The organism is Nocardioides albertanoniae, from assembly GCF_006716315.1.
In the GTDB taxonomy this organism is placed as follows: domain Bacteria; phylum Actinomycetota; class Actinomycetes; order Propionibacteriales; family Nocardioidaceae; genus Nocardioides; species Nocardioides albertanoniae.
The window spans coordinates 3,116,084-3,140,149 of the sequence record NZ_VFOV01000001.1 but is presented as its reverse complement, the minus strand read 5'-3'; the positions used below and the strand labels follow the sequence as shown (position 1 = coordinate 3,140,149).

Below are 24,066 nucleotides of genomic sequence, written 5' to 3'. Positions count from 1 at the left end.
GATGGGGAATGTTCACCAGCCTCGTGTCAGAATGACTCTGCGGCTCTTGACGACCACGGGCCCTGCCGCGCCCAAACTCAGTTTTGATAAGTCTCGACCAAGTTCGACGGAGAGGTGTTCGTGTCCTCGAACGCGCGCAAGATACCCGCTGAGGTACTCGCCCACCCTGCCGTGAAGGCGCTCATCGACCAGGCCAAGCCGACCGGGCGCGTGAGCCCCGACCAGGTTCGTGAGGCCAGCGAGAACGCCGCGGTCGAGCCCAGGCACCTCAAGGCGCTGCTCGGCCACCTGAGCACCCTCGGCATCTCGGTGGATCTCGGCACGGCCGGAGCCGGCCGCGCCGCGGCGGCGACGACCTCGACCCGCAAGACCACCACGGCCAAGGCGCCTGCGAAGAAGGCGGCCGCGAAGAAGGCGGCCGCTGCCGCAGAGAAGCCTGCCAAGGCGCCTGCTGCGAAGAAGGCCGATGAGGCCCCGGCCGAGCCGAAGAAGGCCACGGAGATCGACGAGGACGGCGAAGAGATCGTCCTCGAGGACGTCGAGGTGGAGGAGATCGTGGTCGAGGACGCCGAGGAGGTCGCCGCCGCCGTCCAGATCGGCCCCGACGGCAAGAAGGTCCTTCCCGACATCTCCGACGAGCAGTTCGAGAAGGACGTCGCCGCCGACCCGACGATCAAGGAGGACGAGAAGGAGGCCTCCAAGCAGAGCTTCGTGGTCTCGACCTCTGACGACACCGACGAGCCCGAGCAGACCGTCATGGTCGCCGGTGCGACCGCCGACCCGGTCAAGGACTACCTCAAGCAGATCGGCAAGGTCCCGCTCCTCAACGCCGAGATGGAGGTCGAGCTCGCCAAGCGCATCGAGGCCGGTCTCTTCGGTGAGGAGAAGCTCGGCAAGGGTGGCAAGATCACCCCGAAGATCCTCGACGAGCTCGAGTGGATCGCCGAGGACGGCAAGCGCGCGAAGAACCACCTCCTCGAGGCCAACCTCCGTCTCGTCGTCTCGCTGGCCAAGCGCTACACCGGCCGCGGCATGCTCTTCCTCGACCTGATCCAGGAGGGCAACCTCGGTCTGATCCGTGCGGTCGAGAAGTTCGACTACACCAAGGGCTACAAGTTCTCGACGTACGCCACCTGGTGGATCCGTCAGGCGATCACCCGCGCGATGGCCGACCAGGCCCGCACCATCCGTATCCCGGTGCACATGGTCGAGGTCATCAACAAGCTGGCCCGTGTGCAGCGCCAGATGCTCCAGGACCTGGGCCGCGAGCCCACCCCGGAGGAGCTCGCCAAGGAGCTCGACATGACCCCCGAGAAGGTCATCGAGGTCCAGAAGTACGGCCGTGAGCCGATCTCGCTGCACACCCCGCTGGGTGAGGACGGCGACTCCGAGTTCGGCGACCTGATCGAGGACTCCGAGGCGATCGTCCCGGCCGACGCGGTCTCCTTCACCCTGCTCCAGGAGCAGCTGCACGCAGTGCTCGACACGCTCTCCGAGCGTGAGGCCGGCGTCGTCTCGATGCGCTTCGGCCTGACCGATGGCCAGCCGAAGACTTTAGACGAGATCGGCAAGGTCTACGGGGTCACCCGCGAGCGCATCCGGCAGATCGAGTCCAAGACGATGTCGAAGCTTCGTCACCCGTCTCGGTCGCAGGTCCTGCGCGACTACCTGGACTGACAGGCACGACGACGAACGCCCTCCCGGATCTCCGGGAGGGCGTTCGTCGTCTCAGGCCTTGCGGCGCGGCTTGCGCTGGGTCGGGCGTACGACGAGCACCGGGCACGGCGCATAGTGCTGGATGCGCTGGGCCGTGCTGCCCATCAGCACCGTCTCGCTCAGGCCCCGGCCACCGGCCGCGACCACGATGAGGCCGGCTCCGATCTGGGAGGCCGCCTTGATGATCTCGTTGGCCGGCGAGCCGCTCCGGATCTTCTTGTGCACCTTGGGCCCCCAGTCGGCGAACTCGGCGGCGACCGACGCCAGTGCCGACTCGGCAGCTTTGCGGAAGTCGAGTGACTCGAACTTCGAGGCCTTCGACGGCGCGAGGTCGTCGGAGAAACCCACGGCCGCGAGCGGCCGGACCACGGCGATCAGGGAGATGTCGCTGATCTTGTCGGGGTCGGCGAAGGACTTGAACTTGCGGGCAGCCTGGAGCGACTGCCGAGACCCGTCGGTGGTGATGATGACGTGCATGCCGGTCATGAGCTCTCTCCTCTGTGCGGTGCGTCTTCGACGACGTCGTCGCTGCCCGGGGTCGGCTCGCCTCTCTCCACGCCGTCGGGCCGGTCGCGGTGACCGAACAGGCGCTCGGCGGCGTACAGGGCCAGGCCCAGGCCGAGGAGCCCTGCGCACCACCACAGCGACGTCGGGTCGTCGACGATCACGTAGACGAGCAGGATCGCGTTGCCGAGCAGGCCGACGCAGAGCAGGACGGTGCTGGCGCGGAAGGTGTCCGGGCTCTCGTCGGACCCGCGCAGCTTGAGAGCGGAGACGATGACGAGGCCGTAGATGAACAGGGTGAACACGACCGTGACGGTGGCCAGGCGGGCGACGACGTCCATGCCGACGCCGGCCTGTGAGAGCAGCTTGCCGATCACCAGCAGGCCGATCACCACGGCAGCGGCGAAGATCAGCGACACCCAAGGGCTGCGTCGGGCGCGGTGGATCTTCGCGAAGACTCCGGGCACGACGTCTTCACGGGCCATGCCGTAGAGGATGCGCGACTCGGTGACGACGGCGACCAGCGTGGTGTTGGTGATCGCCACCATCGCGATGACCGCGAAGAGCACGGTCATGAAGCCGACCGGGAGCGGCAGGATGCCCTCCTTGACGACCTCGAGCAGCGCGGCCGGCGACTCGGCCAGCTGGTCGAGCGGCACCGTGAGCGCGGCGGTCATCGCCACGATCACGTAGATGACCCCGGCCGCGGCCATGCCGCCGACGAGAGCCCGCGGGAAGGTCTTGGCCGGGTTGACGGTCTCCTCGGCGACGTTCGCGGCATTCTCGAACCCGGTCATGGCGAAGAATGCCAGCGCGACCCCAGCCACGATCGCGAAGATCGGGTTGCCGTCGGTGGAGAAGTCGGCGAGCACCGCGAAGTCGGCGTCGCCGCGCCCGACGTGGATCGCCCCGATCACCATGATGATGACGAGCCCGGCGATCTCGACGAACGTCATCAACATGTTGATCACGACCGACTCGGTGATGCCGATGAAGTTGACCACCGCGAGCACCAGCACGAAGACGATCGCGACGAGCAACGCCGGCGGCAGCGCCCAGACCTCCGCGAAGTAGGAGGAGAACCCGGTGGCCAGCGACCCGGCGGCCGCGAAGCTGGCCGAGAGCATGCAGATGGTGACCAGGAAGGTCAGGAACGTGTTGCGGAAGGCCTTGTTGACGTAGAGCGCGGCTCCGGCGGCCTGGGGATACTTGGTGACGAGCTCGGCGTAGGCGAGCCCCGTGATGGTGGCGATGCTGACGCCGACGGCGAAGGCGAGCCAGAAGGCGCCGCCCACCGCACCGGCGACGAGGCCGATCAGCACGTAGACGCCTGAGCCGAGGACGTCGCCGAGGACGTAGAAGAAGAGCAGCCGACCGGTGATGGACCGTTTCAGGTCACCGTCGTCGGGGTGGTCGAGCTCTGGGGCTGTCGATGACACGGTGCCTCCCGAGTGGGTTGTCGATCATCCAACCCGACCCTGTCCTGGCCACCATGTCAAGCATGCATCACCGACCTGGCCTCGATGCCGTGCCGACAGCACGCCTCGAATCCATCGGGAGAGGGAGACGTACGGCCCGGGGGAGCGTCAGGTGAGGAAGAGCCCCACGACCCAGGTGATCGTGGCGAGGGTGGCGGCGATGGCGTCGATCAGGATGAACAGGCCGACCGCCTTGAGCGCGGTCCAGGTCGACGTCTTCGCGGCGACGGTGTCACCGCCGTGGCGGCGCAGCTCGGCGAGGAAGATGCCGAGCGGGAAGCCGACGAAGATGCCGACCACAGGGATCACGAAGAAGCCGACGATGGCGAGCAGCCCACCGGCGACCTGGGTGGACAGCGGCATCCCGGAGTCCTTGAGGTGCTTGCCGGGGATGGCGTACTTGGTGATCAGCCCGACGGCGATCAGGGCGGCGGAGATGCCGAAGATCACCCACCCGGTGGTCTCTCCCAGCCAGATTGCCCAGCCGAGGATCGCGGCGGCGACGAGCAGCGCCCCGCCGGGAAGGATGGGGACGATGATGCCGGCGATGCCGAAGGCAATGACCAGCGCGACGATGACTTCGACGAGGCTCACGGGGCGAACACTAGATGATGAGGCCGGCGTGACGGCCCCAGGACAGACGTAGGCCCGGACCATCGTGGTCCGGGCCTACGTGGAGTCGGTGGGCGGGTCAGCTCTTCTCGGTGAGCTTGTGCGTCTCGTCGGTGATCGTCGAAGCGATCTCCTTGAGCTTCTCGCCGTGCTCGCGGGCGTGGTGGGCGCAGAACAGCAGGTCGCCGCCGGAGCTGAGCTCCGCGCGTACGTAGGCCTGCGCTCCGCACCGGTCGCAACGGTCCGCGGAGGTGAGCGGCGAGCTGGTGGCAACGGCAGTGGTCACATCGGCCTCATTTCTGATCATGATTGCGACGGGATAACGTACGTGAGCCGTAGAAGATTCCCTAGATGGCTAGCGTCTCCTCGAGGACTCTTACCTTCGTCGCACCTCTAATCCTTGCAGTTGTCGCTCTGGTTGGGGGGCGCGGGTGGGACCTCCCCCGCGGGACATCGCTGTCCGTGGAGACATTCTTACCTGTCGACCGATCATTTCGTGCATCGAAACCCGCAAGTTCCACGTAACGGACCGATCACGACCGATGTGTTCTTCCTCATGACGCAGCGAAGGGTTGCTGATAGGGGAGCCGAACCGGTTGCCGCGTGCCTGCACAAGACCCGGGCGTGTCGCACGGTAGATTTCGTTCCAGGACCACCCCACAGCGCCCCGAGCACCACGCGCAGCAACACAGCACAGCCAGGAGCCGATCATCTCTGACAACACCTACAACGCCGCGCACCTCCTCGTCCTCGAGGGACTCGAGGCGGTGCGCAAGCGTCCAGGCATGTACATCGGGTCGACCGACACCCGAGGCCTCATGCACTGTCTGTGGGAGATCATCGACAACGGCGTCGACGAGGCGCTGGCAGGGGTCGCCGGCCACGTCGAGGTGACGATGCACCCCGACGGCTCGGTGGAGGTCTACGACGACGGTCGCGGCATTCCCACCGACAAGGAGCCGCGTACGGGCCTGCCCGGTGTCGAGGTGGTCGCGACCAAGCTGCACGCGGGTGGCAAGTTCGGCGGCGGCTCCTACAACGCCACCGGCGGTCTGCACGGTGTCGGTCTCTCGGTGGTCAACGCGCTCTCGGAGCGGATGGACATCGATGTGGACCGTTCGCCGTCCCAGCAGGGGCTCTCGTTCCGGCGCGGCGTACCCGGTGTGTTCGCGGGCGAGGGGCCGAGGGCCGAGTTCACGCCGCAGTCCGGGCTGACGCGCAAGGGCAAGCGGGTCGCCAAGGGCAAGACCGGCACCCGCATCCGGTTCTGGCCCGACCGGCAGATCTTCACCAAGGACGCCCGCTTCGAGATCGAGGGGCTCCTGGGCCGTGCTCGGCAGACGTCGTTCATCGTGCCGGGCCTCGAGCTGGTCATCCGCGACCTCTCCGGCGACGACCCCGCCGAGGAGAAGTTCCGCCACGACGGCGGCATCGCCGAGTTCGTCGACTTCCTGGCCAAGGACGAGCCGGTCAGCAGCGTGCTCCGCCTCCAGGGCTCGGACACCTTCACCGAGACTGTGCCGATGCTCGACGACTCCGGCCACATGATGGCTCAAGACGTCGAGCGTGAGCTCGGGGTCGACATCGCGGTGCGCTGGGGCAGCGGCTACGACAACGAGATCCGCTCCTTCGTCAACGTGATCGCCACCCCGAAGGGCGGCACCCACGTCAGCGGCTTCGAGAACGCGCTGACCAAGACCTTCAACGACGCCATGCGCGCGGCCAAGGTGCTCAAGGTCAACGACAAGGACATCGTCAAGGAAGACATCCTCGAGGGGCTGACCTCGGTGGTGACGGTGCGCCTGGCCGAGCCGCAGTTCGAGGGACAGACCAAGGAGATCCTCGGCACCCCGGCGGCTCGCAGCGTGGTGCGCAAGGTCGTCTCCGCAGAGATGAAGAAGTTCCTCAGCGAGTCGCGCGGCGCGCAGAAGCAGCAGGCCAAGCTGGTGATGGAGAAGGTCTACGCCGCCTCCAAGACCCGCCTCTCGCTGCGCCAGCAGAAGGAGAACCAGCGGCGCAAGAACGCGTTGGAGTCCTCCGCGCTGCCCTCGAAGCTGGCCGACTGCCGCACCACCGACGAGCGTGCCGAGCTGTTCATCGTCGAGGGTGACTCCGCGCTCGGCACCGCCAAGGTGGCCCGCAACTCCGAGTTCCAGGCGCTGCTGCCGATCCGCGGCAAGATCTTGAACGTGCAGAAGGCCTCGGTCGGCGACATGCTGAAGAACGCCGAGTGCTCCGCGATCATCCAAGTCGTCGGCACCGGCACGGGCCGTGGCTTCGACCTCGACGCGGCCCGCTACGGCAAGATCATCTTCATGGCCGACGCCGACTCCGACGGCGCCCACATCCGTACGCTGCTGGCGACCCTGTTCTTCAAGTACATGCCCGACCTGATCGCCGCCGGGAAGGTCTACACCGCCGTCCCGCCGCTGCACCGGATCGAGATCTCCAACCCGAAGAAGGGGATGGAGAAGTACATCTACACCTACTCCGACGCCGAGCTGCAGCGCCGGCTCGCCGAGCTGAAGAAGAAGAACGTCGTCTGGAAGGACCCGGTGCAGCGCTACAAGGGTTTGGGCGAGATGGACGCCGACCAGCTGGCCGAGACCACGATGGACCCGCGTCACCGCACCCTGCGCCGGCTGACCCTCGACGACGCCGACACCGCCGCGGGGGTCTTCGACCTGCTGATGGGCTCCGAGGTCGCCCCGCGCAAGGAGTTCATCGTCGCCGGCGGCGGCCAGCTCTCCGAAGACGACCTCGACTTCTAGGCGCCCGGATGGACCAGAAGGCGGCACGCGCCGCAGCGACCAAGGCCTTCAAGGCCGGCGGCATGCCGCTGCGCAAGGGTCACCACCGGCTCGGTGACCCGAAGAAGGACGAGATCGTCTGGTATGTCGACCTGCGCGCGCAGAGCGCCGGCCCGAGCTCGCCGCTGCGGTTCGAGGTCGGCTGCTGGGTCGCGGCGCTCGACCATCCCGAGCCCGAGGGCGGCCCGGTCGACTGCCCGCTCCTGCTCGACCGCTCGGTCTCGGCGACCACCCCCGCCGAGATGGGCGCGGAGGTCGGCGCGCTCGTCGCCCGGGTCACCGAGATCGACTCCGTCGCCGCGCTGCGCGCCGCGCTGAGCGCCGGCGACCTCGGCCGACCGCTGGTCGACCAGTCGCTGCGTACGTTGCTGGGGGAGTGAGTCTTCGCCGTCTCGCCGGCCGGTCGGCGGGCTATGGTGGCGCGGTGAAGATGATCGCGCTGCAAGACGAGTGGTGGCCGGACATGACCTGTTTCGGGTGCGGCCCGGCCAACTCGGACGGGCTCCGGCTGAAGAGCTACCCGCAGCTGGACGGGAGCGTGACCGCGACCTTCCAGCCGTGGCCCCAGCACGACAACGGCGGCGGATTCCTCAACGGCGGGGTCATCGCGACGCTCCTCGACTGTCACAGCGCCGCCGCCGTGCACCAGGAGGCTTTCCTGAACGGCTGGATGCCCGCCGAGGGTCAGTCGCTGGCCTATGTGACGGCAGGCATCGACGTACGCTACCGCCGGCCGGCTCCGCTGAAGGAGCCCGTCACGCTCGTCGCCTCCACCAAGGATGCCAGTGAGGACCAGATCACCGCGGTGGTCCGGCTCGAGTGGGACGGCAAGGTTCGCGCCGAGGGCGAGGCGCTGTGGAAGCGGTGGCGCCCGCGGAGCTGAACGGGAACGGCCCCCGACGTGAGTCGGGGGCCGTTTCTTGTCGGTCGAGTCAGTCCAGCAGCTCGGTCACGGTGCCGGCGGCGACGGTGCGACCGCCTTCGCGGACCGCGAAGCCGAGGCCGATGTTCATCGCGACCGGCCTCTCCAGCTCCACTCCGAGCTCGACCGTGTCGCCCGGCATCACCAGGGCGATCTCACCCAGGTCGATGCCGCCGGGCACGTCGGTCGTCCGGAAGTAGAACTGCGGCCGGTAGTCCGCGGCGAACGGCGTGTGTCGCCCGCCCTCGGCCGTGGACAGCGCGTGCAAGGTCGCCCGGAACTTCCGGTGCGGCTGCACGCTGCCCGGCAGCGTCACCACCTGGCCGCGTCGCACCTCGTCGCGCTTCACGCCACGCAGCAGCACCGCCGCGTTGTCGCCCGCCTCGGCGGACTCCAGCGACTTGCCGAACATCTCCAGACCGATCGCCGTCGTGGTGAGCGTCGGGCCGAGGCCGACCACCTCGACGCGGTCGCCGAGCTTCAGCGAACCGCGCTCCACGGCACCAGTGACCACCGTGCCGCGCCCCGAGATGGTGACGACGTTCTCGATCGGCATCAGGAACGGCTGGTCGACCTCGCGGACCGGCACCGGGACGTAGCCGTCGATCGCGTCGAGCAGGTCACCGATCGCGGCGGTCCACGTCGGGTCGCCCTCCAGCGCCTTCAGCCCGGAGACCCGCACGACCGGCACGTCGTCGCCGGGGAACCCGTAGTCGGAGAGGAGCTCACGCACCTCCAGCTCGACCAGGTCGAGCAGCTCCGGGTCTTCGACGGTGTCGGCCTTGTTGAGCGCGACCACCAGGTAGGGCACGCCGACTCGCTGCGCGAGCAGCACGTGCTCCCGCGTCTGGGGCATGGCGCCGTCCTGGGCGGAGACGACCAGGATGGCGGCGTCGACCTGAGCGGCGCCGGTGATCATGTTCTTCACGTAGTCGGCGTGCCCGGGCATGTCGACGTGCGCGTAGTGCCGGGTCGCGGTCTCGTACTCGACGTGCGAGACGTTGATCGTGATCCCGCGCTGCGCCTCCTCCGGGGCACGGTCGATGCCGTCGAAGGCGACGAACTGGTTCACGCTCGGGTCGCGCTCGGCGAGCACCTTGGTGATCGCAGCGGTCAGAGTGGTCTTGCCGTGGTCGACGTGCCCCATCGTCCCGATGTTGAGGTGCGGCTTGGTCCGCACGAACTGGCTCTTGGCCATGAGATTTCCTTGCCTGTCAGAAGATTCGGGGTGAGCCAGGACCCTCCGGCAAGCCCTCGCAGCGCTGTCACCGCGCAGAGGGGGCCGGTGCGGGCCACCCTCCTCCGCGGGTCCTGCTGAGCAGGAGGAGGGTCAGCTTCGAGCGCCGGTGCAATCGACTGACGGAGCCCACGTGGGAGCGCCCGTCAGGCCGTTGCCTGACAGGTCGATCTCGGAAACCACGCGGAACATGCTGATCACGTCAGGCATCAACATCGGACCCCGCAAAGTAATTCCTAGCGTGCCTCGAGGCGTACGACGACCGACTTCGAGGTCGGGGTGCGGCTGCCGTCGGCGTAGGAGTCGAGGGGGATGAGCACGTTGGTCTCCGGGAAGTAGGCCGCCGCGCAGCCACGAGGGGTGGCGTAGGAGACGACGCGGAACTTCTCGGCGCGGCGCTCGCCGTCGGTCCAGACCGAGACGATGTCGACCGTCTGGCCGTCGTCGATGCCGAGCTCGTCGAGGTCGTCGGGGTTGACGAAGACGACATGGCGCCCGCCGGTGACGCCACGGTAGCGGTCGTCGTAGCCGTAGACGGTGGTGTTGAACTGGTCGTGGGAGCGCAGGGTCTGCAGCAGCAGGTGGCCGGGCGGCACCGAGACCGCGCTGAGCGGGTTGGCGGTGACGCGGGCCCGGCCGGTGGCCGTGTTGAAGGTGCGCGAGTCGCGGGGGCCGTTGGGGAGGGCGAAGCCGCCGGGCGCCTTCAGCCTCGCCTCGAAGTCTTCGAAACCGGGCACCACCGCGGAGATGTGCCAGCGCACCCGGGAGTAGTCGAGCCCCATCATGGCCCAGTCGACGGCGTCCTCGGAGCCGAACAGGGCCTCGCCGAGAGCACAGAGGATGCCCACCTCGCTGCGCAGCTCCTTCGAGCCCGGCAGCAGCCGGCCACGGGAGGCGTGCACCATGCCCATCGAGTCTTCGACCGTGACGCGCTGCTCCCGGCCCCCGGTCTCGTCCCGCTCCGTGCGCCCCAGGCACGGCAGGATCAGTGCCTCGCGCCCGTGATCGAGATGGCTGCGGTTGAGCTTGGTGGAGATCTGCACGGTGAGACCGACGTTGGCCAGCGCGGCAGTGGTGACGGAGGTGTCGGGGGTCGCCGCCGCGAAGTTGCCGCCCAGGGCGAGGAAGACGTCGACGGCGCCGTCGCGCATCGCCTCGATCGCGGCGACGGTGTCAAATCCCTCCTCGCGTGGCGGCTCGAAGCCGAACTCGTCGCGGATCGCGTCGAGGAACGACGCCGGCGGCTTCTCCCAGATGCCCATCGTGCGGTCGCCCTGCACGTTGGAGTGACCGCGGATCGGCGAGGCCCCTGCGCCGGGCTTGCCGACGTTGCCGCGCAGCAGCAGGAAGGAGGCGATCTCGCGGATGGTGGCGACCGAGTTCTTGTGCTGGGTCAGCCCCATCGCCCAGCACACGATGATGCGCTCTCGACCCTCGACGAGGTCGGCGAGCTCTTCGATCTCCTGGCGCGAGATGCCGCTCAGCTGGGAGATCTCGTCCCATTCCATCGCGGCCCACGCCTCGGAGGCGACCTCGAACCCGTCGGTGTGCTCCTCCAGGAACGCGTCGTCGACGGCTCCGCGGGCGACCAGCGCCTTGTTGATCCCGGCGAAGAGCGCCAGATCGCCGTTGACGCGTACGGGCACGTGGAGGTCGGCGAGCTTGGTGCCGACGCCGCTGACGCCACGCAGCGTCTGCGGGTTGCGGAACGTGCCGAGGCCGGCCTCGGTCAGCGGGTTGACCGACACGATGGCGGCGCCGTGCTGCTTTGCGGACTCGAGCGCGGTGAGCATCCGCGGGTGGTTGGTGCCGGGGTTCTGGCCCACCACGAGGATCAGATCGGCGTGCTCGGCGATGTCGTCGTAGGTGACGGTGCCCTTGCCGATGCCGAGCACCTCGCTCAGCGCGGTGCCGCTGGACTCGTGACACATGTTGGAGCAGTCGGGCAGGTTGTTGGTGCCCAGCCGGCGCGCGAGCAGCTGGTAGACGAACGCGGCCTCGTTGGAGGCGCGACCGGAGGTGTAGAAGACCGATCGGTCGGGGTCGCTCGCGCGCATCCGGTCGGCGATGAGCTCGATCGCATCCGACCACTGGATGGGGGAGTAGTGGGTCGCGCCCGGCGCGAGATACATCGGCTCGGTCAGCCGCCCCTGCGACTCCAGCCAGTGGTCGTCGTGGGCCTTGAGCGAGGCCACCGAGTTGGCCTCGAAGAAGTCGCGGCCGACCCGCTTGCGGGTGGCCTCCCAGGCCACGGCCTTGGCGCCGTTCTCGCAGAACTCGGCGGCCTTGCGGTGGTCGGGGTCGGGCCAGGCGCACGAAGGGCAGTCGAAGCCGTCGACCTGGTTGAGCTTCAGGAGGGTCTGCAGGCTGCGCTTGGGGCCCATCTCGCGCAGCGCGTAGTCCATGGAGTGCAGCACCCCCGAGACCCCGACCGACGCGGTCGCCGGTTCGCCGACACGGAGGGCGGCTTCGGGCAGGGTCTCGGCCGGGGTCTCCGGCAGGTCTGTGGGGCGCTCGGTGCTCATCCCCCGCAGGCTACTCCGTGGCGATCGCCTTGAGTACGTCTTCGCGACCGGCGCGGATCGCGGGAAGGACCGCGGCGAGCACGCCGACGGCCACAGCGATCCCCAAGAAGGCCGCCAGCTGGCCCAGCGGCACCCAGAGACTGGAGAGATCCTCGCGCAGCGCGTCGCGCAGCAGCACCCCGAAGAGCACGCCGAGCCCGAGGCCGAGCACGGCGCCGAGCACCGCGATCGTCACCGACTCCAGGGTGATCATCCGCCGCAGCTGGCCGCGGGAGAGACCGATGGCGCGCAGCAGCCCGATCTCGCGGGTGCGCTCGATGACACTGAGCCCGAGGGTGTTCACGATGCCGATGACGGCGATGACGATGGCCAGCGCCAGCAGCCCGTAGATCATGTAGAGCAGCTGGTTGACCTGCCCCTTGATCGAGTCGGCGAACTCCTTCTTGTCCTGCACGGCGACCACCGGACGATCCTCGACCAGCTTGTCGAGGCGGTCGTGGACGGTGGCGGCGTCGGCGCCGCGGGCCAGCAGGATGCTCAGCGAGGCATCCTCGCGCGGCACCTTGGCGTCGGCCAGGTCCTCGATGCGCGCGGTGATGTCACCGGTCACCTGGGTCTTCGCGATGATCCCGCTGATCTGCGGGTGCAGCTGGCGCCCGCTGCGGAAGGTGAGGTCGATGCGGTCGCCGAGGCGCCACTCGTGCTCCTCGGCGGCCTCGTCGGTGACCAGCACCTGACCGGGTTTGACCTGCTCGCTGCCCTCGAGCACGTCGAGGTCGTAGATCTGCGGCATCTCCCGGTCGACGCCGAAGACGAACGCGGCCTCGTTGTTCTTCGGATTGCGCGGGTCGACCTTGCCGACGACCGCCTGCGCGATCTGGGAGCGCGAGACGGTGGCGACGCCCTCGACCTTCTCCATCTCGTCGCCGATCGAGGTCGGGAACGAGGTGAACGTGGGGCTCTGCACGACCATGTCGGGCTTGAACTGATCCTCGACGACATCGGAGATCGAGGCGTTCATCGAGGCCGCGAGCACCCCGATCAGCGAGACCAGAGCCAGCCCGATCATCAGCGCCGAGGCAGTGGCGCCGGTGCGCCGCGGGTCGCGCATCGCGTTCTGCCCGGCCAGCTTGCCGGTCATCCCGAAGACCAGGCCCGAGACCGTACGCAGCGCCGCCAGCACCGGGCGACCGAGGAAGGCGCTGATCCAGGCGACCGAGAGGATCGAGATCCCGGCCCCGACGCCCACCCACAGCGCGGGGCTCGTCGGCACGTCGACTCCTCCGGGCAAGCTGATATCGGGGATCCCGATCCGCGGCATGGCCGCGAGCACCAGTCCGGCGGCCAGCAGCATGACTCCCGCCGACGTACGCAGTGCCGTGGATCGCGCCGGAGGCTGCGTGTCTTCGCGCATCGCCGCCACCGGCGGCACCTTCGCCGCCCGGCGGGAGGGGAGGAGTGCCGCTGCGAGCGTGACGAGCACGCCGACGGCGTAGGAGATCCAGATGGTACGTGGGGTGAGGACGAGCACGTCGGAGGCGATCTCGAGCCCCGCCTGCCGGAAGGCGCCGGCCAGGCCGTGGGCGAGCGCCCAGCCCGCGAGGATGCCGACGGTGGCCGCGACGAGCGCCATCACCAGCGCCTCGAAGAGCACCGAGGTGGTCACCTGGCGCCGGGAGGCGCCCAGGGCGCGCAGCAGCGCCAGCTGACGCGAGCGCTGGGCGATCAGGATCGAGAAGGTGTTGACGATGATGAAAGCGCCAACGATCACGGCGATGACCGCGAAGACGATCAGGAAGACCGAGATCACGTCGAGGAAGTCACCGATCGCGTCCTCGGACTCCTCGACCACCTGGTCGCCGGTGACCGCCTCGAACCCCTTCGGGACGACCGCGCTCGCGGCTGCGGCCAGCTCCTTCTGGGTGACGCCGGGGGCGGCGCTCAGCGACACCCCGGAGTAGGTGTCCTTGCCGTCGGCGAACAGGCTCTGGGCGCCCTCGGTGCTGAAGACGAGCAGCTGGGCGCCGGCGGTGCCGCCGCCGTTGAAGGCGGCGATCCCGGTGAGGGTGACCTTGCGGCGGGTCTCGCCCCGCGGGGCGATCAGCGTGATGGTCTCGCCCACGGAGTAGCCGGCCTTCTTCGCCGTCGACCCGTCGAGCACGATCTCCTTCGGCGTCTGCGCCCAGCGGCCCCGGTCGAGGTCGAGCATCGGCTCGCCGAGGAGGTTGCGGGCACCGGAATGGTTGAACGCCAGCGTCGGGGCGCCCGAGCTGTTGACCAGCTTTCCCTCGGTGTCGAGCACGAAGAGTCCCGAGCCCTGCACCTCGCCGTCGGCGCGGGCGACCTCCGGCAGCTCCCGCAGCCTCTGGATCGTCTTCGGACCCAGCATCGCGCCGCCGCCCCCGCCGGGGCGAGCGCTCTCGGCAGCGGTGCCGCTGTTGGTCGGGCGCACCTGGGCATCTGGTGTGGAGCCGTTGATGATGCCCGAGAAGGTGCGGTCCAGGCCGTGGGAGAAGGTGAGCACACCGGCCAGGAAGGCAACCCCCAGCACGATGGCGAGCGTCGACATCAGCAGCCGCACCTTGTGCGCGGCGAGGTTGCGCAGCGTCAGCCGGAGCACGCCGCCACCCTCGTTGCGCAAGCGCCAGTGTACGGACGTGGCGGCGTGCCGATTGTTTGATTCACTCGCTGACGCTCGTTCATGCCGCCACCTCCCCGCCTCGCGGGTTCATTCGCTGAGGATCGTTCACCTCAGGCGCCCTCGCCGATCGGGGCAAGCCCCATCGCCCGCGACTGCAGGTCGGCCATGTGGGCGAGGATCTGCTCCCGGCTGGGACGGGCCAGCTCGTCGACCACGCGACCGTCGGCCAGGAAGATCACCCGGTCGCAGTAGGAGGCGGCGACGGGGTCGTGGGAGACCATCACGATGGTCTGACCCAGGTCGTCGACGCTGTGACGCAGGAAGTCGAGCACCTGCGCGGCCGAGGTGGAGTCGAGGTTGCCGGTCGGCTCGTCGGCGAAGACGATGTCGGGCTTGGAGACCAGCGCCCGGGCGCACGCGACCCGCTGCTGCTGGCCGCCGGAGAGCTCGCTCGGTTTGTGGTGGAGGCGTGGCCGCAGGTCGACGGTGTCGATGACCTGGTCGAACCACGCCGGATCCGGCTTCTTGCGGGCCAGCGAGAGCGGCAGCAGGATGTTCTCCTGCGCGGTCAGGGTCGGAACCAGGTTGAACGCCTGGAAGACGAAGCCGATGCTGTCGCGGCGCAGCGCGGTCAGCCGGCGATCGCGCAGCCTGCTCAACCGGCGACCACCCACGACGACCTCGCCGGTGCTGGGCTTGTCGAGCGCGGCCAGGCAGTGCATCAGCGTCGACTTGCCCGAGCCGGAGGGACCCATGATGGCCGTGAACTGCCCGGCGTGGAGGTCGAGGCTGACACCGTCGAGCGCGCGGACCTCGGCATCACCCCTGCCGTAGGTCTTGTGCAGGTCGATCGCCTGGGCGGCGATCTCAGGCTGTGCCTGATCTGTGACGGTCACGCGTCAACTGTTACCTACCCCTGGTTGGGGCGCATGCCTTTTCTCGGCAGGTCCTGTCCCGATCGATCTCTTCGCGAGCGGGTGCACGGGCTCAGATCTTCTGGTTGAGCAGGCCCGTGTCGACGTCGTAGATGAACCCGCCGACCTTGACGTGGTCGGGGACGAGCGGGTGCGAGCGCACCTTGGCGACATCCTCGGCCAGCGCGCGGACCTGGTCGTCGACCACGTGGAGATGGAGCCACGAGGCGTCCTGGCCGGCGGACTCGGTGAGCTTGGCGCGCAGCTCGGCCTCGGAGTTGGAGGCGACCGCGCAGCGCGTGTGCGGCACGACCAGGATGCGGTCGACGTTGAGCAGGTGCACGCCGAGCACGAGCGCCTCCATCGCGGCGACCGTCACCCGGCCACCCGGGTTGCGGAAGATCTTCGCGTCGCCGAGACCCAGCCCGAGCATGGCCAACGGCTCGATGCGCGAGTCCATGCAGGTCACGATCGCGACCCCGGCGTGGGCCACGCCGTCGAAACCGCCGTCATCGAACGTCTGGGCGTAGGTCTGGTTCGCGGCGAGGAGGTCATCGAAGTCGGGCATGAACTCAAGGTAGCCGATATGTCGACGACGGCCTCGACGTGTGTCAGATAGCGTGCGCGATGTGATCGACGCCCTACTCGAGCCCAGCGACCTGCCCCACCGTCTGCCGCGCTTCGCGGACATCGAGATCGACGACTACGGCCCGGCTATCGAGCAGGGGATGGCCGAGCAGCTCGAGGCGCTGGCGGCGATCACCTCCTCGCCCGAGGAGCCGACGTTCGAGAACACTCTCGTTGCCCTGGAGCGCTCCGGCGAGCGCCTCGATCGAGTGCTACGGGTCTTCTTCTCGCTGCTCTCCGCCGACTCCTCCGAGGCCCTGGACGAGCTCGATGCGACGTACGCTCCGCGGCTGGCCGCCCATCATGACGCGCTGCTGCTCGACGACGCGCTGTTCGCACGGGTCAGCGCGGTCTACGAGAACCGGGCCGAGCTGGAGGGGGAGGACCGTTACCTGGTCGAGCGCTACCACCACGACCTCGTGCTCGCCGGCGCTGCCCTCGGTGCGGATGACAAGGCGCGGCTGCGCGAGCTCAACCAGGAGCTCTCGACGCTGGAAGCCGCCTTCTCCCAGGCATCGCAGGCCGACTCCAACGATCTCGCCGTGGTCGTCGACACGGTCGAGGAGCTGGCCGGCCTGACGCCGGGGGAGATCTCGGCGGCGGCCGCTGCCGCCGCCGGGCGCGGCCTCGAGGGCAAGTTCCTGATCACGCTGACCCTGTTCACCGCCCACCCCTACCTGTCGGTGCTGGAGAACCGTGACCTGCGCAAGCGGCTCTTCGAGGCGCAGATCGCCCGCGGCTCGCGCGGCAACGACAACGACACCCGCGCCATCGCGCTCGACGCGCTGAGGCTGCGGGCCGAGAAGGCGCGGCTGCTGGGCTTCGACAGCTATGCCGGGCTGGTGACGGCCGGCAACACCGCCGGCACACCGAAGGCGGTGCGCGACATGCTGGAGCGGCTCGCCGCGCCGGCTGCTCGCAACGCCCGGGCCGAGCAGGCCGCCCTGGAGGCCTCTGCTGCCCCGGAGATCGGGCATGGCCCGATCCAGGCGTGGGACTGGCCCTTCTACGCCGAGAAGGTCAGGGTCTCCGCGTACGACGTCGACCTGGCCGTGCTGCGGCCATGGTTCGAGGCCGACCGGGTGCTCCACGACGGAGTGTTCTTCGCGGCCGGCAAGCTCTACGGGCTCTCCTTCGAGGAGCGCCCCGACCTGCAGGGCTACCACCCCGAGGTGCGCGTCTTCGAGGTCTCCCGCGACGGCACCCCTATCGGCCTCTTCCTGCTCGACCTCTACACGCGTGACTCGAAGAAGGGTGGCGCATGGATGAACTCCTACGTCACCGCCAACACGCTCCTGGGCGAGCCCTCGGCGATCGTGACCAACAACCTCAACGTGCCCAGGCCCGCGCCGGGGGAGCCGACGCTGCTGACGTTCGATCAGGTCACCACGCTCTTCCACGAGTTCGGCCACGCGCTCCACGGGCTGCTCGCGCGAGCCACCTACCCGCGCTTCGCGGCGACCGCCGTCTTCCGTGACTTCGTGGAGTATCCCTCCCAGGTCAACGAGATGTGGATGCTCTGGCCCGAGGTGCTCGCCAACTACGCGGTGCACCACGAGACCGGCGAGCCGATCCCGGCCGACGTGCTCGGCAAGCTCGAGGCGTCGGCCGCCTTCGGCGAGGGGTTCGCGACGTCGGAGTATCTCGGTGCCGCGCTGATCGACCTCGCCTGGCACGAGCTCGGCCCCGACGAGGTGCCGACCGCGCCCGATGCGGTGGGTGACTTCGAGGCGGCCGCGCTCTCAGCCGTCGGGCTGGACAACCCAGCAGTGCGGGCGCGCTACTACACGGCCTACTTCAAGCACATCTTCGGCGGCTACGCCTCGGCCTACTACTCCTACATCTGGTCGGAGGTGCTCGACGCCGACACCGTCGCCTGGTTCAAGGAGAACGGCGGCCTGACCAGGGAGAACGGCGAGGAGTACGTCACCCACGTGATCGGCATCGGGGGCACCCGCGACCCGCTGGAGTCCTATGCGGAGTGGCGCGGGCGCCCCGCGCCGATCGAGCCGCTGCTCGAGCGCCGCGGGCTGGTCTGAGGATCAGCTGGGGCTGGGACGGTCGCGCGGGTCTGCCGGTCCGGCCCAGCTGGACTGCGGGTCGCTGGCCGGGAAGGTCTCGATCTCGGTCTCGTCCTGGCTGTCGAACTCCGAGCCCGCCTCGTGGTGCTCGCCCTCTTCCTTCACCCGCTCCGGCGTGGGAGCGGTGATGGGGGCGGTCTCGCTGTCGTCGCCCGGCGTGCCGCTCGGGTCGTTGTTGCCTTGGGTGCCATTCGTGACCATGTCGAGCTCCCATCTGAGACCGAACCTGTGTCGGTCCTCGAGCGTTGCGGATGCGTCCCAACAACGTACCCCGGAGCGGGCGACGACTCACCCGGACCGGATGTTGCCTTGCGCACGCGCGACGCGGGAGGTGATACACCTGCGCGCCGTCGGTGGATCTGAGATGGTTCAGGAATGAGGCGTTTGGGGGCGGTTCGCGTCGCTGTGGTCAGTCCGCAGGAGATCGTCATGCGCGGGGTGACCACGATGCTTGCCGACTTCCCCGACCGGCTGGTGGTCATCTCGCTCCCGGCCGTGCGCAGCAAGGCCCCCGGCGTCGACGTGATCGTCTACGACGCCATCGGGCTGCACCTCGGCGACGGCGCCGACCTCGAGCACCTGGTGCACGAGACCGATGCCAAGATCCTGGTGCTCAACCGCGAGACCCGCCCCGACCTGCGGGCGCACGCCCACGCCCTCGGAGCCACGTCGTGGGTCTCGATGGACGTGCACGCCGGAGACCTCGTACGCAGCATCGAGCTGACCGCGCTCGGTGAGCCGGTCGGCGAGCCCGAGCCCGAGGTGGGTCCGGTCGCCGGGCTCACCACTCGCGAGCTCGAGGTGCTGGCGCTGATCACCCAGGGGCTCTCCAACAAGGAGATCGCCGCCAAGCTGCTGCTGAGCGTCAACACGCTCAAGAGCCACATCCGTCAGGCCTACCGGAAGATCGGGGTCTCCAGCCGCAGCCAGGCCGTCAGCTGGGCGATCACCCACGGTCTTGCTCCCTCCGACCAGGAATCTTCGGAGTCGGGCGCATCCGTGGGCGCCCAGATGGTTACCGCAGGAACATCGGCGGAGCGGTCTGGGTGACTTCCCACCGGCTGGCGGGAGTGACACCACGGGTGCGTCGTCGATGCCGCGGTCTCGGCACTGTCGAGGCCGCGGCCTTCTTCTCGCAGGAGTGACGACCTCTGATCCACTCCGGCGCCGCGTATCCGGGCCGATGATGGGTACCGCAACACCATGAGCACTCCAGTAGTCGTCTTCATCGTGATCGCGGCGGTCGTCGTCCTTGTCGCCCTGGCCGCCTGGAGGGGCGACGCCAGGCGCAACAAGCACGTCGCCGAGGACGAGGACCGCCTCGAACAGCCTCGAGAGGAGCAGTGACATGCCGCAGGAGAAGTGGAGCAAGAAGCGCGAACGGCAGTACGAGCACATCAAGGAGGGCGCGCTCGACCGCGGGGAGAGCGAGGACACCGCCGAGGAGATCGCCGCGCGCACCGTGAACAAGGAGCGCGCTCGCAGCGGCGAGGCAGACGAGAAGAGCCGCACCTCCACCGACGACATCTCCTCCGGACGCCGCGGCGGCCTGCGCAGCCATGAAGGACCCGGCGGCCGCACCAAGGCCCAGCTCTACGAGGAGGCCAAGACCAAGAACGTCACCGGCCGCTCGAGCATGACCAAGGCCGAGCTCGAGCGGGCTGTCGGGCGTTCCTGAGGAGCGGACCCGACCCGACGACGTACGCCGCCGGCCCTGGAGAGGGCCGGCGGCGTACGTCATGACTTCGGGGCTGTGCTCACGGATGCGCCTTCGAGGCGTACGGCGAGGTGCCGTTGATGACACCGTCGCTGCCCGGAGCCTGGGCGGTGGCGGCACGATGGCCGCCGGTGCGGTTGAGGGGCAGCTTGGCGGCTGCCGCGGGGCCCACGCGGTCGCGGGCCACGCCGACACCGGCGCCGGCCACGCCGCGGGCCTTCTCGAGGGCTTCGCGGGGGTAGCGGCCGAGGATGAACCCGGCGGCACCACCGAGGGCGAAGACGAACAGGTTGCGTTTGGTCTTCACTTCGACTCACCTGCCTGGGCGTTGCGGATCACGAGAGCGACGGCGAGCCCGATCGGGACCAGGACGGCAGCGATCGCGCCGATGCGCTTGCCCCAGGACGACTCCTGCCAGGTGCTCTGCGGTGAGGCGCCGTTCCACATCGAGCGTTGGCCGATGTCGTCGCGCTCGCCGGTGATCGTTGAGAATGCCATGTCAGATCTCCTTCGTGTCGGGGACGGCACGTGTCGACGGTACCCGCCGTCGACGGCCGCATGCACGGGTCTCAAGCGGCGTGGTCCAGGTCTCCGAGCTGGCCGCGCAGCTGGTCGATGATCCGGTCCAGGATCCGGGAGACCTGCGTCTGGGTGACGCCGATGGCTTCGCCGATCTCGGCCTGGCCACGGTCTTCGAGATAGCGCATGCGCACCACCTGCTGGTCGCGCGGGCGCAGCGTACGGATCGCCTGCTCCAACGCCAGCCGGGTCTCGCAGCCGGCCAGACCGCCGTCGGTGCCGGGCAGGGTGTCGCCGAGCGTGGCCACCGTGCCGGTGGAGCGATCATCGGCCGCGGGCAGGGGAGCGTCGAGCGAGGTCGGGGTGAAGCAGCCGCGGGCGTCGAGCGCTTCGCGCACCCGCTGCTCCGGTACGTGCGCGACCTCGGCCAGCTCGGAGACCGGCAGGCTGCCCCGCTCCGACCCGATCCGCAGCAGCGTGCTCTGCAGCTCCTGGACGGGCCGCGGCGGACGCACGGTCCAGCCGTGGTCACGGAACCACCTCTTGACCTCACCCCGGATGGTCGGCACCGCGTAGGTCAAGAAGTCGTCGGCACGGTCGGGATGGAACCCCTTCGCCGCACGCACCAGTGCGACGTACGCGACCTGCTCGAGATCAGCCTGCGCGATGCCCCGACCGGCATATCGGTGTGCGATCGAGCGGGCGACGCTGGCGTTGAGCATGATCACCTCATCGACGAGGCGATCGTGGGTCGCCCCTTGCGTCTGGGCGGCCTGATCCAAGAGTCGCGAAGTCCGATGCCGGCGCTCCGCGCGCGGTAAATTGGTCTCGAAGAGCTCGGCATCGGGCCGGGGATCGACATGTTCATCGGACTGTGCGGTCGTCATGACTCCTTTCTGCCAGAGGACCGCGCCGGTCAGCGGCCAGCCGACAGATTTCACCCTCGGGGGTGCGTCTCCCGGATGGCACATCACCCATCGGGGTGAGGGTGAGAGTCTCACCCGTCGGGTACTGAGCTCGTCTGCACAAACCACAACTACACACCGAGGTGAGATCGAATGGCATTAGTACTCTGGCTGATCGCGGCAGTCCTGGTGATCAGCGGCATCGTGTCTCTGGTCCGTGGCCAGATGCTGTGGGGGATCGTGCTGATCGTGGTCGGCCTTCTGGTCGGCCCCGGCGGCGTGAGCATCTTCGGCTAGCCCTGACGGCTCTCGGGGGCGCACCTGTGCGCCCGTAGATCCACAGCGCCCTGCGACTCGCGTCGCAGGGCGCTGTGGCGTTGCTGGGCCTGGGCGAGGCCTCAGAGTGCGGTGACGGTCTCGCTCGGGGTGAGCGCGCGGGTCTGCGCGCCGCGCAGAAGCACCACGGAGAGCAGCGCGGCGATGCCGGCGCAGACGGCTGCGCCGGCGAAGACGGTGTGCTCCTGGGCGATGGCGGCGCCGACGAGCAGGTCCTGATACTCCGCGCACATGCCGCCACCGGTGCAGACGTCGGAGAGCGAGGGCAGGTCGGCCTGGGCGGAGTAGTAGCTGCGCAGGCCGATGGTGGTCAGGGCCGAGATGCCGACCAGCATGCCGACCATGCGCGCCACGACCGTGAAGGACGTGGTCAGGCCGTGCATCGACTGCTCGGTGGTGGCCAGGATCGCGGCGTTGATCGGGGCCAGGGCGAGCCCGAAGCCGAGGCCGCCGGCGACCAGCACGACCGTCGCCGACATCGAGCGGAGCGCGTCGGCGTCCCAGCGCGCCATGAACCCGAACGCCACGGCGGCGAGCAGCATGCCGCCGCCGGCTATCACTCCCGCCGGCAGACGCCGCAGGAGGAAGCCTCCCGCGATCGCACCGACGGGCAGAGCGACCAGGAACTCCAGCAGCACCAGCGCCGCCTTCAGCTGGCTCTCGCCGTAGATCGTCGTGCGGGCGAAGAGGGGCACGTCGATCAGCGCCGCCACCAGCGCGGCGCCGACGAAGAACGAGACCAGCACCGAGCCCCAGGCGGGGGAGCGGGTGAACGCACCACGCGGCACGATCGGGTCCGGTGCACGGCGCAGGTGGACGACGAGACCCAGCAGCGCCAACCCGGCGGCGACCAGATACCAGACGCCCTGCTCGGAGAAGACCGCCACCTCGGGGTCTGCGGTCGCGAACGCCAGGATCACACCGGCCAGGGCGATCGAGAGCAGCAGCGCCCCGAGCAGATCGACCTCGGCCGCGATGCGCCGGAGCACGCTGCGTACGCCGGGCCGCAGGCCCCACGTGGCCACGAACCCGACGGTGGCCACGATCGTGATCAGGCCGAGCGGCGTCAGCCAGCGCGTCGAGCCGGCCGCGGGCACGTAGAGCGCGCCCCATGTCAGATCCTGCACGAGCGCGGTCGGCTCGATCGCCAGCAGCATGAACGCGGCGCCGGCGAGCAGCAACAGCGCCAGGGCGACCAGGTCGGGCAGCCCGCGGCCTGCCCGGCCTTCCCGGTCTGGCCGGCCGGCGCGCTCCGAGCGGCCGAGCTGCCGGATCGCCACCGCCAGCACGACGCCGACGACGAGGTTGAGGAGGAAGATCGCCCGCCAGTCGGCGAGCGCGAGGACGGTGGCGCCGATGAGCGGGCCGAGCACCGAACCGAGCTCCTGGACCGCCGAGACCAGCCCGAGCGGCACCCCACGGCGCTCCACCGGATAGAGCGCCGCGACCAGCGCCAGCGTCGCCGGCACGAGCGCCCCGCCGCCCAGCCCTTGGAAGAACCGGCCGACGACCATCGCGGCCAGGTCCCACGACAGCGCGGTCAGGAACGAGCCGAAGGCGAAGACGATCAGCCCGCCCACGAGCACCGGCAGGTGGCCGAACAGGTCGGCGAGGCGTCCGATCAGCGGCAGCACCGCGACGTAGCCCAGCAGGAAACCTGAGATCAACGGCGCGGCCCGCTGCAGCTCCTCGATCGAGAGCCCGACGCCGGCCATCATGTCGGGCAGCGCCAGCACGACGACGTAGGTGTCGGCGGCGGCGAACGCGACCGCGATCGCTCCCAGCCACAAGATGGCCTTCACGGCTTGGCGATCGCCTTCTCGACGTCGTACTCGCTCACGTCGATCGTGTAGGAGTAGGCCGCCTCGCCCTCACCGCTGAAGTGCCCCTTGATGGTGGCCTCGGTGAGCTCGTCGGAGTCGTTGACGACGTAGGTGACGTCGAACTCGCCGGCAGCGCCGGGCAGCACCTTCTTGACCGCGGTGTCGGGCAGCGTGCCGGTGTAGGTGGAGAGGATCTCCTTGTTGTCGGCGCCGCCACGCACCGACTTGCCGAGCTCGAGCCCCTGCGTCGAGGCGAGCAGCGAGGAGATGCCGCTGTCGGGCGCGATCAGCCCGGCCGGGTCGGGCACGCCGTAGTCGGCCGGGTCGAGCTTCTGGAACGAGGTCGTGAACGGCAGCTTCGCGTAGACCACGTTGTCGACCGAGACGACGTCGACCTGAGCCTCGGTGCCCATCACCGGCACCGTCAGAGTGCCTTCGAAAGCAGGCTTGCGGGTCAGCGTGCCGGAGGCCTTCTTCAGCGTCGTGACGCCCTCGGGCAGGTTGTCGGAGGCGATCGAGAAGTTGATCCCGCTCGTCTCGTCGAGGGTCTTCTGCGCCGCCGCGAGCACCTGCTTCGGCGTACGCCCCTTCGTCGGGTCCTCGTCGCCGCACGAGGTCATCACGAGGAGCGCGGCGAGCAGGGCGACGAGTGCGAATGCGAGGCGTGGCAGGTGTCGCCCCAGAGTCGTGAGCATGCGG

The 24,066-nt window shown here is 69.1% G+C and carries 24 protein-coding genes; 9 read left to right on the top strand and 15 right to left on the bottom strand.

The features are described from left to right. Window positions 1-114: 114 nt before the first annotated feature. Window positions 115-1,677, top strand: a complete 1,563-nt coding sequence (locus FB381_RS15125) for an RNA polymerase sigma factor (protein WP_141781049.1) — start codon at window positions 115-117, stop codon at window positions 1,675-1,677. Between the two features lie 51 nt (window positions 1,678-1,728). Here the strand turns inward: FB381_RS15125 and FB381_RS15120 are convergent, their stop codons facing one another. From FB381_RS15120 to FB381_RS15105, 4 genes are all read right to left on the bottom strand, one after another. Further along, window positions 1,729-2,202 carry a universal stress protein gene (locus FB381_RS15120; protein ID WP_211352448.1) on the bottom strand — a complete coding sequence of 158 codons (474 nt, stop codon included), beginning with the start codon at window positions 2,200-2,202 and terminating at the stop codon, window positions 1,729-1,731. Beyond that, the gene (locus FB381_RS15115; RefSeq protein ID WP_141781048.1) at window positions 2,199-3,659 is read right to left on the bottom strand and encodes an APC family permease; all 1,461 of its coding nucleotides are present in this window, start codon (window positions 3,657-3,659) and stop codon (window positions 2,199-2,201) included. The genes FB381_RS15120 and FB381_RS15115 overlap by 4 nt, the downstream gene beginning before the upstream one ends. Before the next feature lie 147 nt (window positions 3,660-3,806). Continuing rightward, entirely contained in the window at window positions 3,807-4,292 is a 486-nt protein-coding gene (locus FB381_RS15110; RefSeq protein WP_141781047.1) for a DUF456 domain-containing protein, read from the bottom strand. 97 nt (window positions 4,293-4,389) lie between these two features. Then, window positions 4,390-4,617: a DUF7455 domain-containing protein gene (locus tag FB381_RS15105; RefSeq protein ID WP_211352447.1), complete on the bottom strand. Its 228-nt coding sequence runs from the start codon at window positions 4,615-4,617 to the stop codon at window positions 4,390-4,392. Between the two features lie 460 nt (window positions 4,618-5,077). Here FB381_RS15105 and FB381_RS15100 point away from each other — a divergent pair, with 460 nt between their 5' ends. Genes FB381_RS15100 through FB381_RS15090 form a run of 3 tightly spaced genes read left to right on the top strand, consistent with a single transcriptional unit; the run spans window position 5,078 to window position 8,003 of the window. Continuing rightward, window positions 5,078-7,081, top strand: a complete 2,004-nt coding sequence (locus tag FB381_RS15100; RefSeq protein WP_484213954.1) for a DNA gyrase/topoisomerase IV subunit B — start codon at window positions 5,078-5,080, stop codon at window positions 7,079-7,081. Window positions 7,082-7,089: 8 nt separating this feature from the next. Beyond that, entirely contained in the window at window positions 7,090-7,500 is a 411-nt protein-coding gene (locus FB381_RS15095; protein WP_141781045.1) for a hypothetical protein, read from the top strand. Continuing rightward, the gene (locus FB381_RS15090) at window positions 7,497-8,003 is read left to right on the top strand and encodes a PaaI family thioesterase (protein ID WP_246088129.1); all 507 of its coding nucleotides are present in this window, start codon (window positions 7,497-7,499) and stop codon (window positions 8,001-8,003) included. The genes FB381_RS15095 and FB381_RS15090 overlap by 4 nt, the downstream gene beginning before the upstream one ends. A 49-nt stretch (window positions 8,004-8,052) precedes the next feature. Here the strand turns inward: FB381_RS15090 and tuf are convergent, their stop codons facing one another. The 5 genes from tuf to FB381_RS15065 form a co-directional block, all read right to left on the bottom strand. After that, window positions 8,053-9,240 carry an elongation factor Tu gene (tuf, locus tag FB381_RS15085; protein WP_141781044.1) on the bottom strand — a complete coding sequence of 396 codons (1,188 nt, stop codon included), beginning with the start codon at window positions 9,238-9,240 and terminating at the stop codon, window positions 8,053-8,055. Between the two features lie 275 nt (window positions 9,241-9,515). Beyond that, window positions 9,516-11,804: an FdhF/YdeP family oxidoreductase gene (locus tag FB381_RS15080; protein WP_141781043.1), complete on the bottom strand. Its 2,289-nt coding sequence runs from the start codon at window positions 11,802-11,804 to the stop codon at window positions 9,516-9,518. Between the two features lie 10 nt (window positions 11,805-11,814). Further along, window positions 11,815-14,445, bottom strand: a complete 2,631-nt coding sequence (locus FB381_RS15075; RefSeq protein WP_246088128.1) for an ABC transporter permease — start codon at window positions 14,443-14,445, stop codon at window positions 11,815-11,817. A gap of 110 nt (window positions 14,446-14,555) precedes the next feature. After that, window positions 14,556-15,341 carry an ABC transporter ATP-binding protein gene (locus FB381_RS15070; RefSeq protein ID WP_211352446.1) on the bottom strand — a complete coding sequence of 262 codons (786 nt, stop codon included), beginning with the start codon at window positions 15,339-15,341 and terminating at the stop codon, window positions 14,556-14,558. Window positions 15,342-15,432: 91 nt separating this feature from the next. Then, the gene (locus tag FB381_RS15065; protein ID WP_141781042.1) at window positions 15,433-15,927 is read right to left on the bottom strand and encodes a beta-class carbonic anhydrase; all 495 of its coding nucleotides are present in this window, start codon (window positions 15,925-15,927) and stop codon (window positions 15,433-15,435) included. A 61-nt stretch (window positions 15,928-15,988) separates the two neighbouring features. Here FB381_RS15065 and FB381_RS15060 point away from each other — a divergent pair, with 61 nt between their 5' ends. Beyond that, window positions 15,989-18,025, top strand: coding sequence for a M3 family metallopeptidase (locus tag FB381_RS15060; RefSeq protein WP_141781041.1), 2,037 nt, complete (start codon window positions 15,989-15,991; stop codon window positions 18,023-18,025). Window positions 18,026-18,028: 3 nt separating this feature from the next. Here the strand turns inward: FB381_RS15060 and FB381_RS15055 are convergent, their stop codons facing one another. Further along, entirely contained in the window at window positions 18,029-18,268 is a 240-nt protein-coding gene (locus tag FB381_RS15055) for a hypothetical protein (protein WP_141781040.1), read from the bottom strand. Window positions 18,269-18,496: 228 nt separating this feature from the next. On the opposite strand from FB381_RS15055, the gene FB381_RS15050 reads away from it, so the two are divergent. The 3 genes from FB381_RS15050 (at window position 18,497) to FB381_RS15045 (ending at window position 19,745) form a co-directional block, all read left to right on the top strand. Beyond that, window positions 18,497-19,117 (top strand): helix-turn-helix transcriptional regulator, encoded by a 621-nt coding sequence (locus FB381_RS15050; protein WP_246088127.1) that lies wholly within the window; start codon window positions 18,497-18,499, stop codon window positions 19,115-19,117. A gap of 153 nt (window positions 19,118-19,270) precedes the next feature. Continuing rightward, window positions 19,271-19,414 carry a hypothetical protein gene (locus FB381_RS23935; protein ID WP_170225171.1) on the top strand — a complete coding sequence of 48 codons (144 nt, stop codon included), beginning with the start codon at window positions 19,271-19,273 and terminating at the stop codon, window positions 19,412-19,414. A 1-nt stretch (window position 19,415) separates the two neighbouring features. Continuing rightward, window positions 19,416-19,745 (top strand): plasmid stabilization protein, encoded by a 330-nt coding sequence (locus FB381_RS15045; RefSeq protein ID WP_141781038.1) that lies wholly within the window; start codon window positions 19,416-19,418, stop codon window positions 19,743-19,745. A gap of 79 nt (window positions 19,746-19,824) precedes the next feature. Here FB381_RS15045 and FB381_RS15040 read toward each other — a convergent pair whose 3' ends face one another. From FB381_RS15040 to FB381_RS15030, 3 genes are all read right to left on the bottom strand, one after another. Continuing rightward, on the bottom strand, window positions 19,825-20,091 hold the full coding sequence (locus FB381_RS15040; RefSeq protein WP_141781037.1) for a hypothetical protein: 267 nt from the start codon (window positions 20,089-20,091) through the stop codon (window positions 19,825-19,827). Then, window positions 20,088-20,282 (bottom strand): hypothetical protein, encoded by a 195-nt coding sequence (locus FB381_RS15035; protein ID WP_141781036.1) that lies wholly within the window; start codon window positions 20,280-20,282, stop codon window positions 20,088-20,090. The genes FB381_RS15040 and FB381_RS15035 overlap by 4 nt, the downstream gene beginning before the upstream one ends. Before the next feature lie 71 nt (window positions 20,283-20,353). Then, the gene (locus FB381_RS15030) at window positions 20,354-21,025 is read right to left on the bottom strand and encodes a sigma-70 family RNA polymerase sigma factor (RefSeq protein ID WP_246088126.1); all 672 of its coding nucleotides are present in this window, start codon (window positions 21,023-21,025) and stop codon (window positions 20,354-20,356) included. A 336-nt stretch (window positions 21,026-21,361) separates the two neighbouring features. On the opposite strand from FB381_RS15030, the gene FB381_RS23930 reads away from it, so the two are divergent. Next, window positions 21,362-21,505 carry a GPGG-motif small membrane protein gene (locus FB381_RS23930; RefSeq protein WP_170225170.1) on the top strand — a complete coding sequence of 48 codons (144 nt, stop codon included), beginning with the start codon at window positions 21,362-21,364 and terminating at the stop codon, window positions 21,503-21,505. 101 nt (window positions 21,506-21,606) lie between these two features. On the opposite strand, the gene FB381_RS15025 is transcribed toward FB381_RS23930, so the two are convergent. Together FB381_RS15025 and FB381_RS15020 are read right to left on the bottom strand one after the other, a co-directional pair. After that, window positions 21,607-23,346: an MFS transporter gene (locus FB381_RS15025; protein WP_141781034.1), complete on the bottom strand. Its 1,740-nt coding sequence runs from the start codon at window positions 23,344-23,346 to the stop codon at window positions 21,607-21,609. Beyond that, the gene (locus tag FB381_RS15020; RefSeq protein WP_141781033.1) at window positions 23,343-24,062 is read right to left on the bottom strand and encodes an LppX_LprAFG lipoprotein; all 720 of its coding nucleotides are present in this window, start codon (window positions 24,060-24,062) and stop codon (window positions 23,343-23,345) included. Before FB381_RS15020 ends, FB381_RS15025 begins: the two co-directional genes overlap by 4 nt. Window positions 24,063-24,066: the final 4 nt, after the last annotated feature.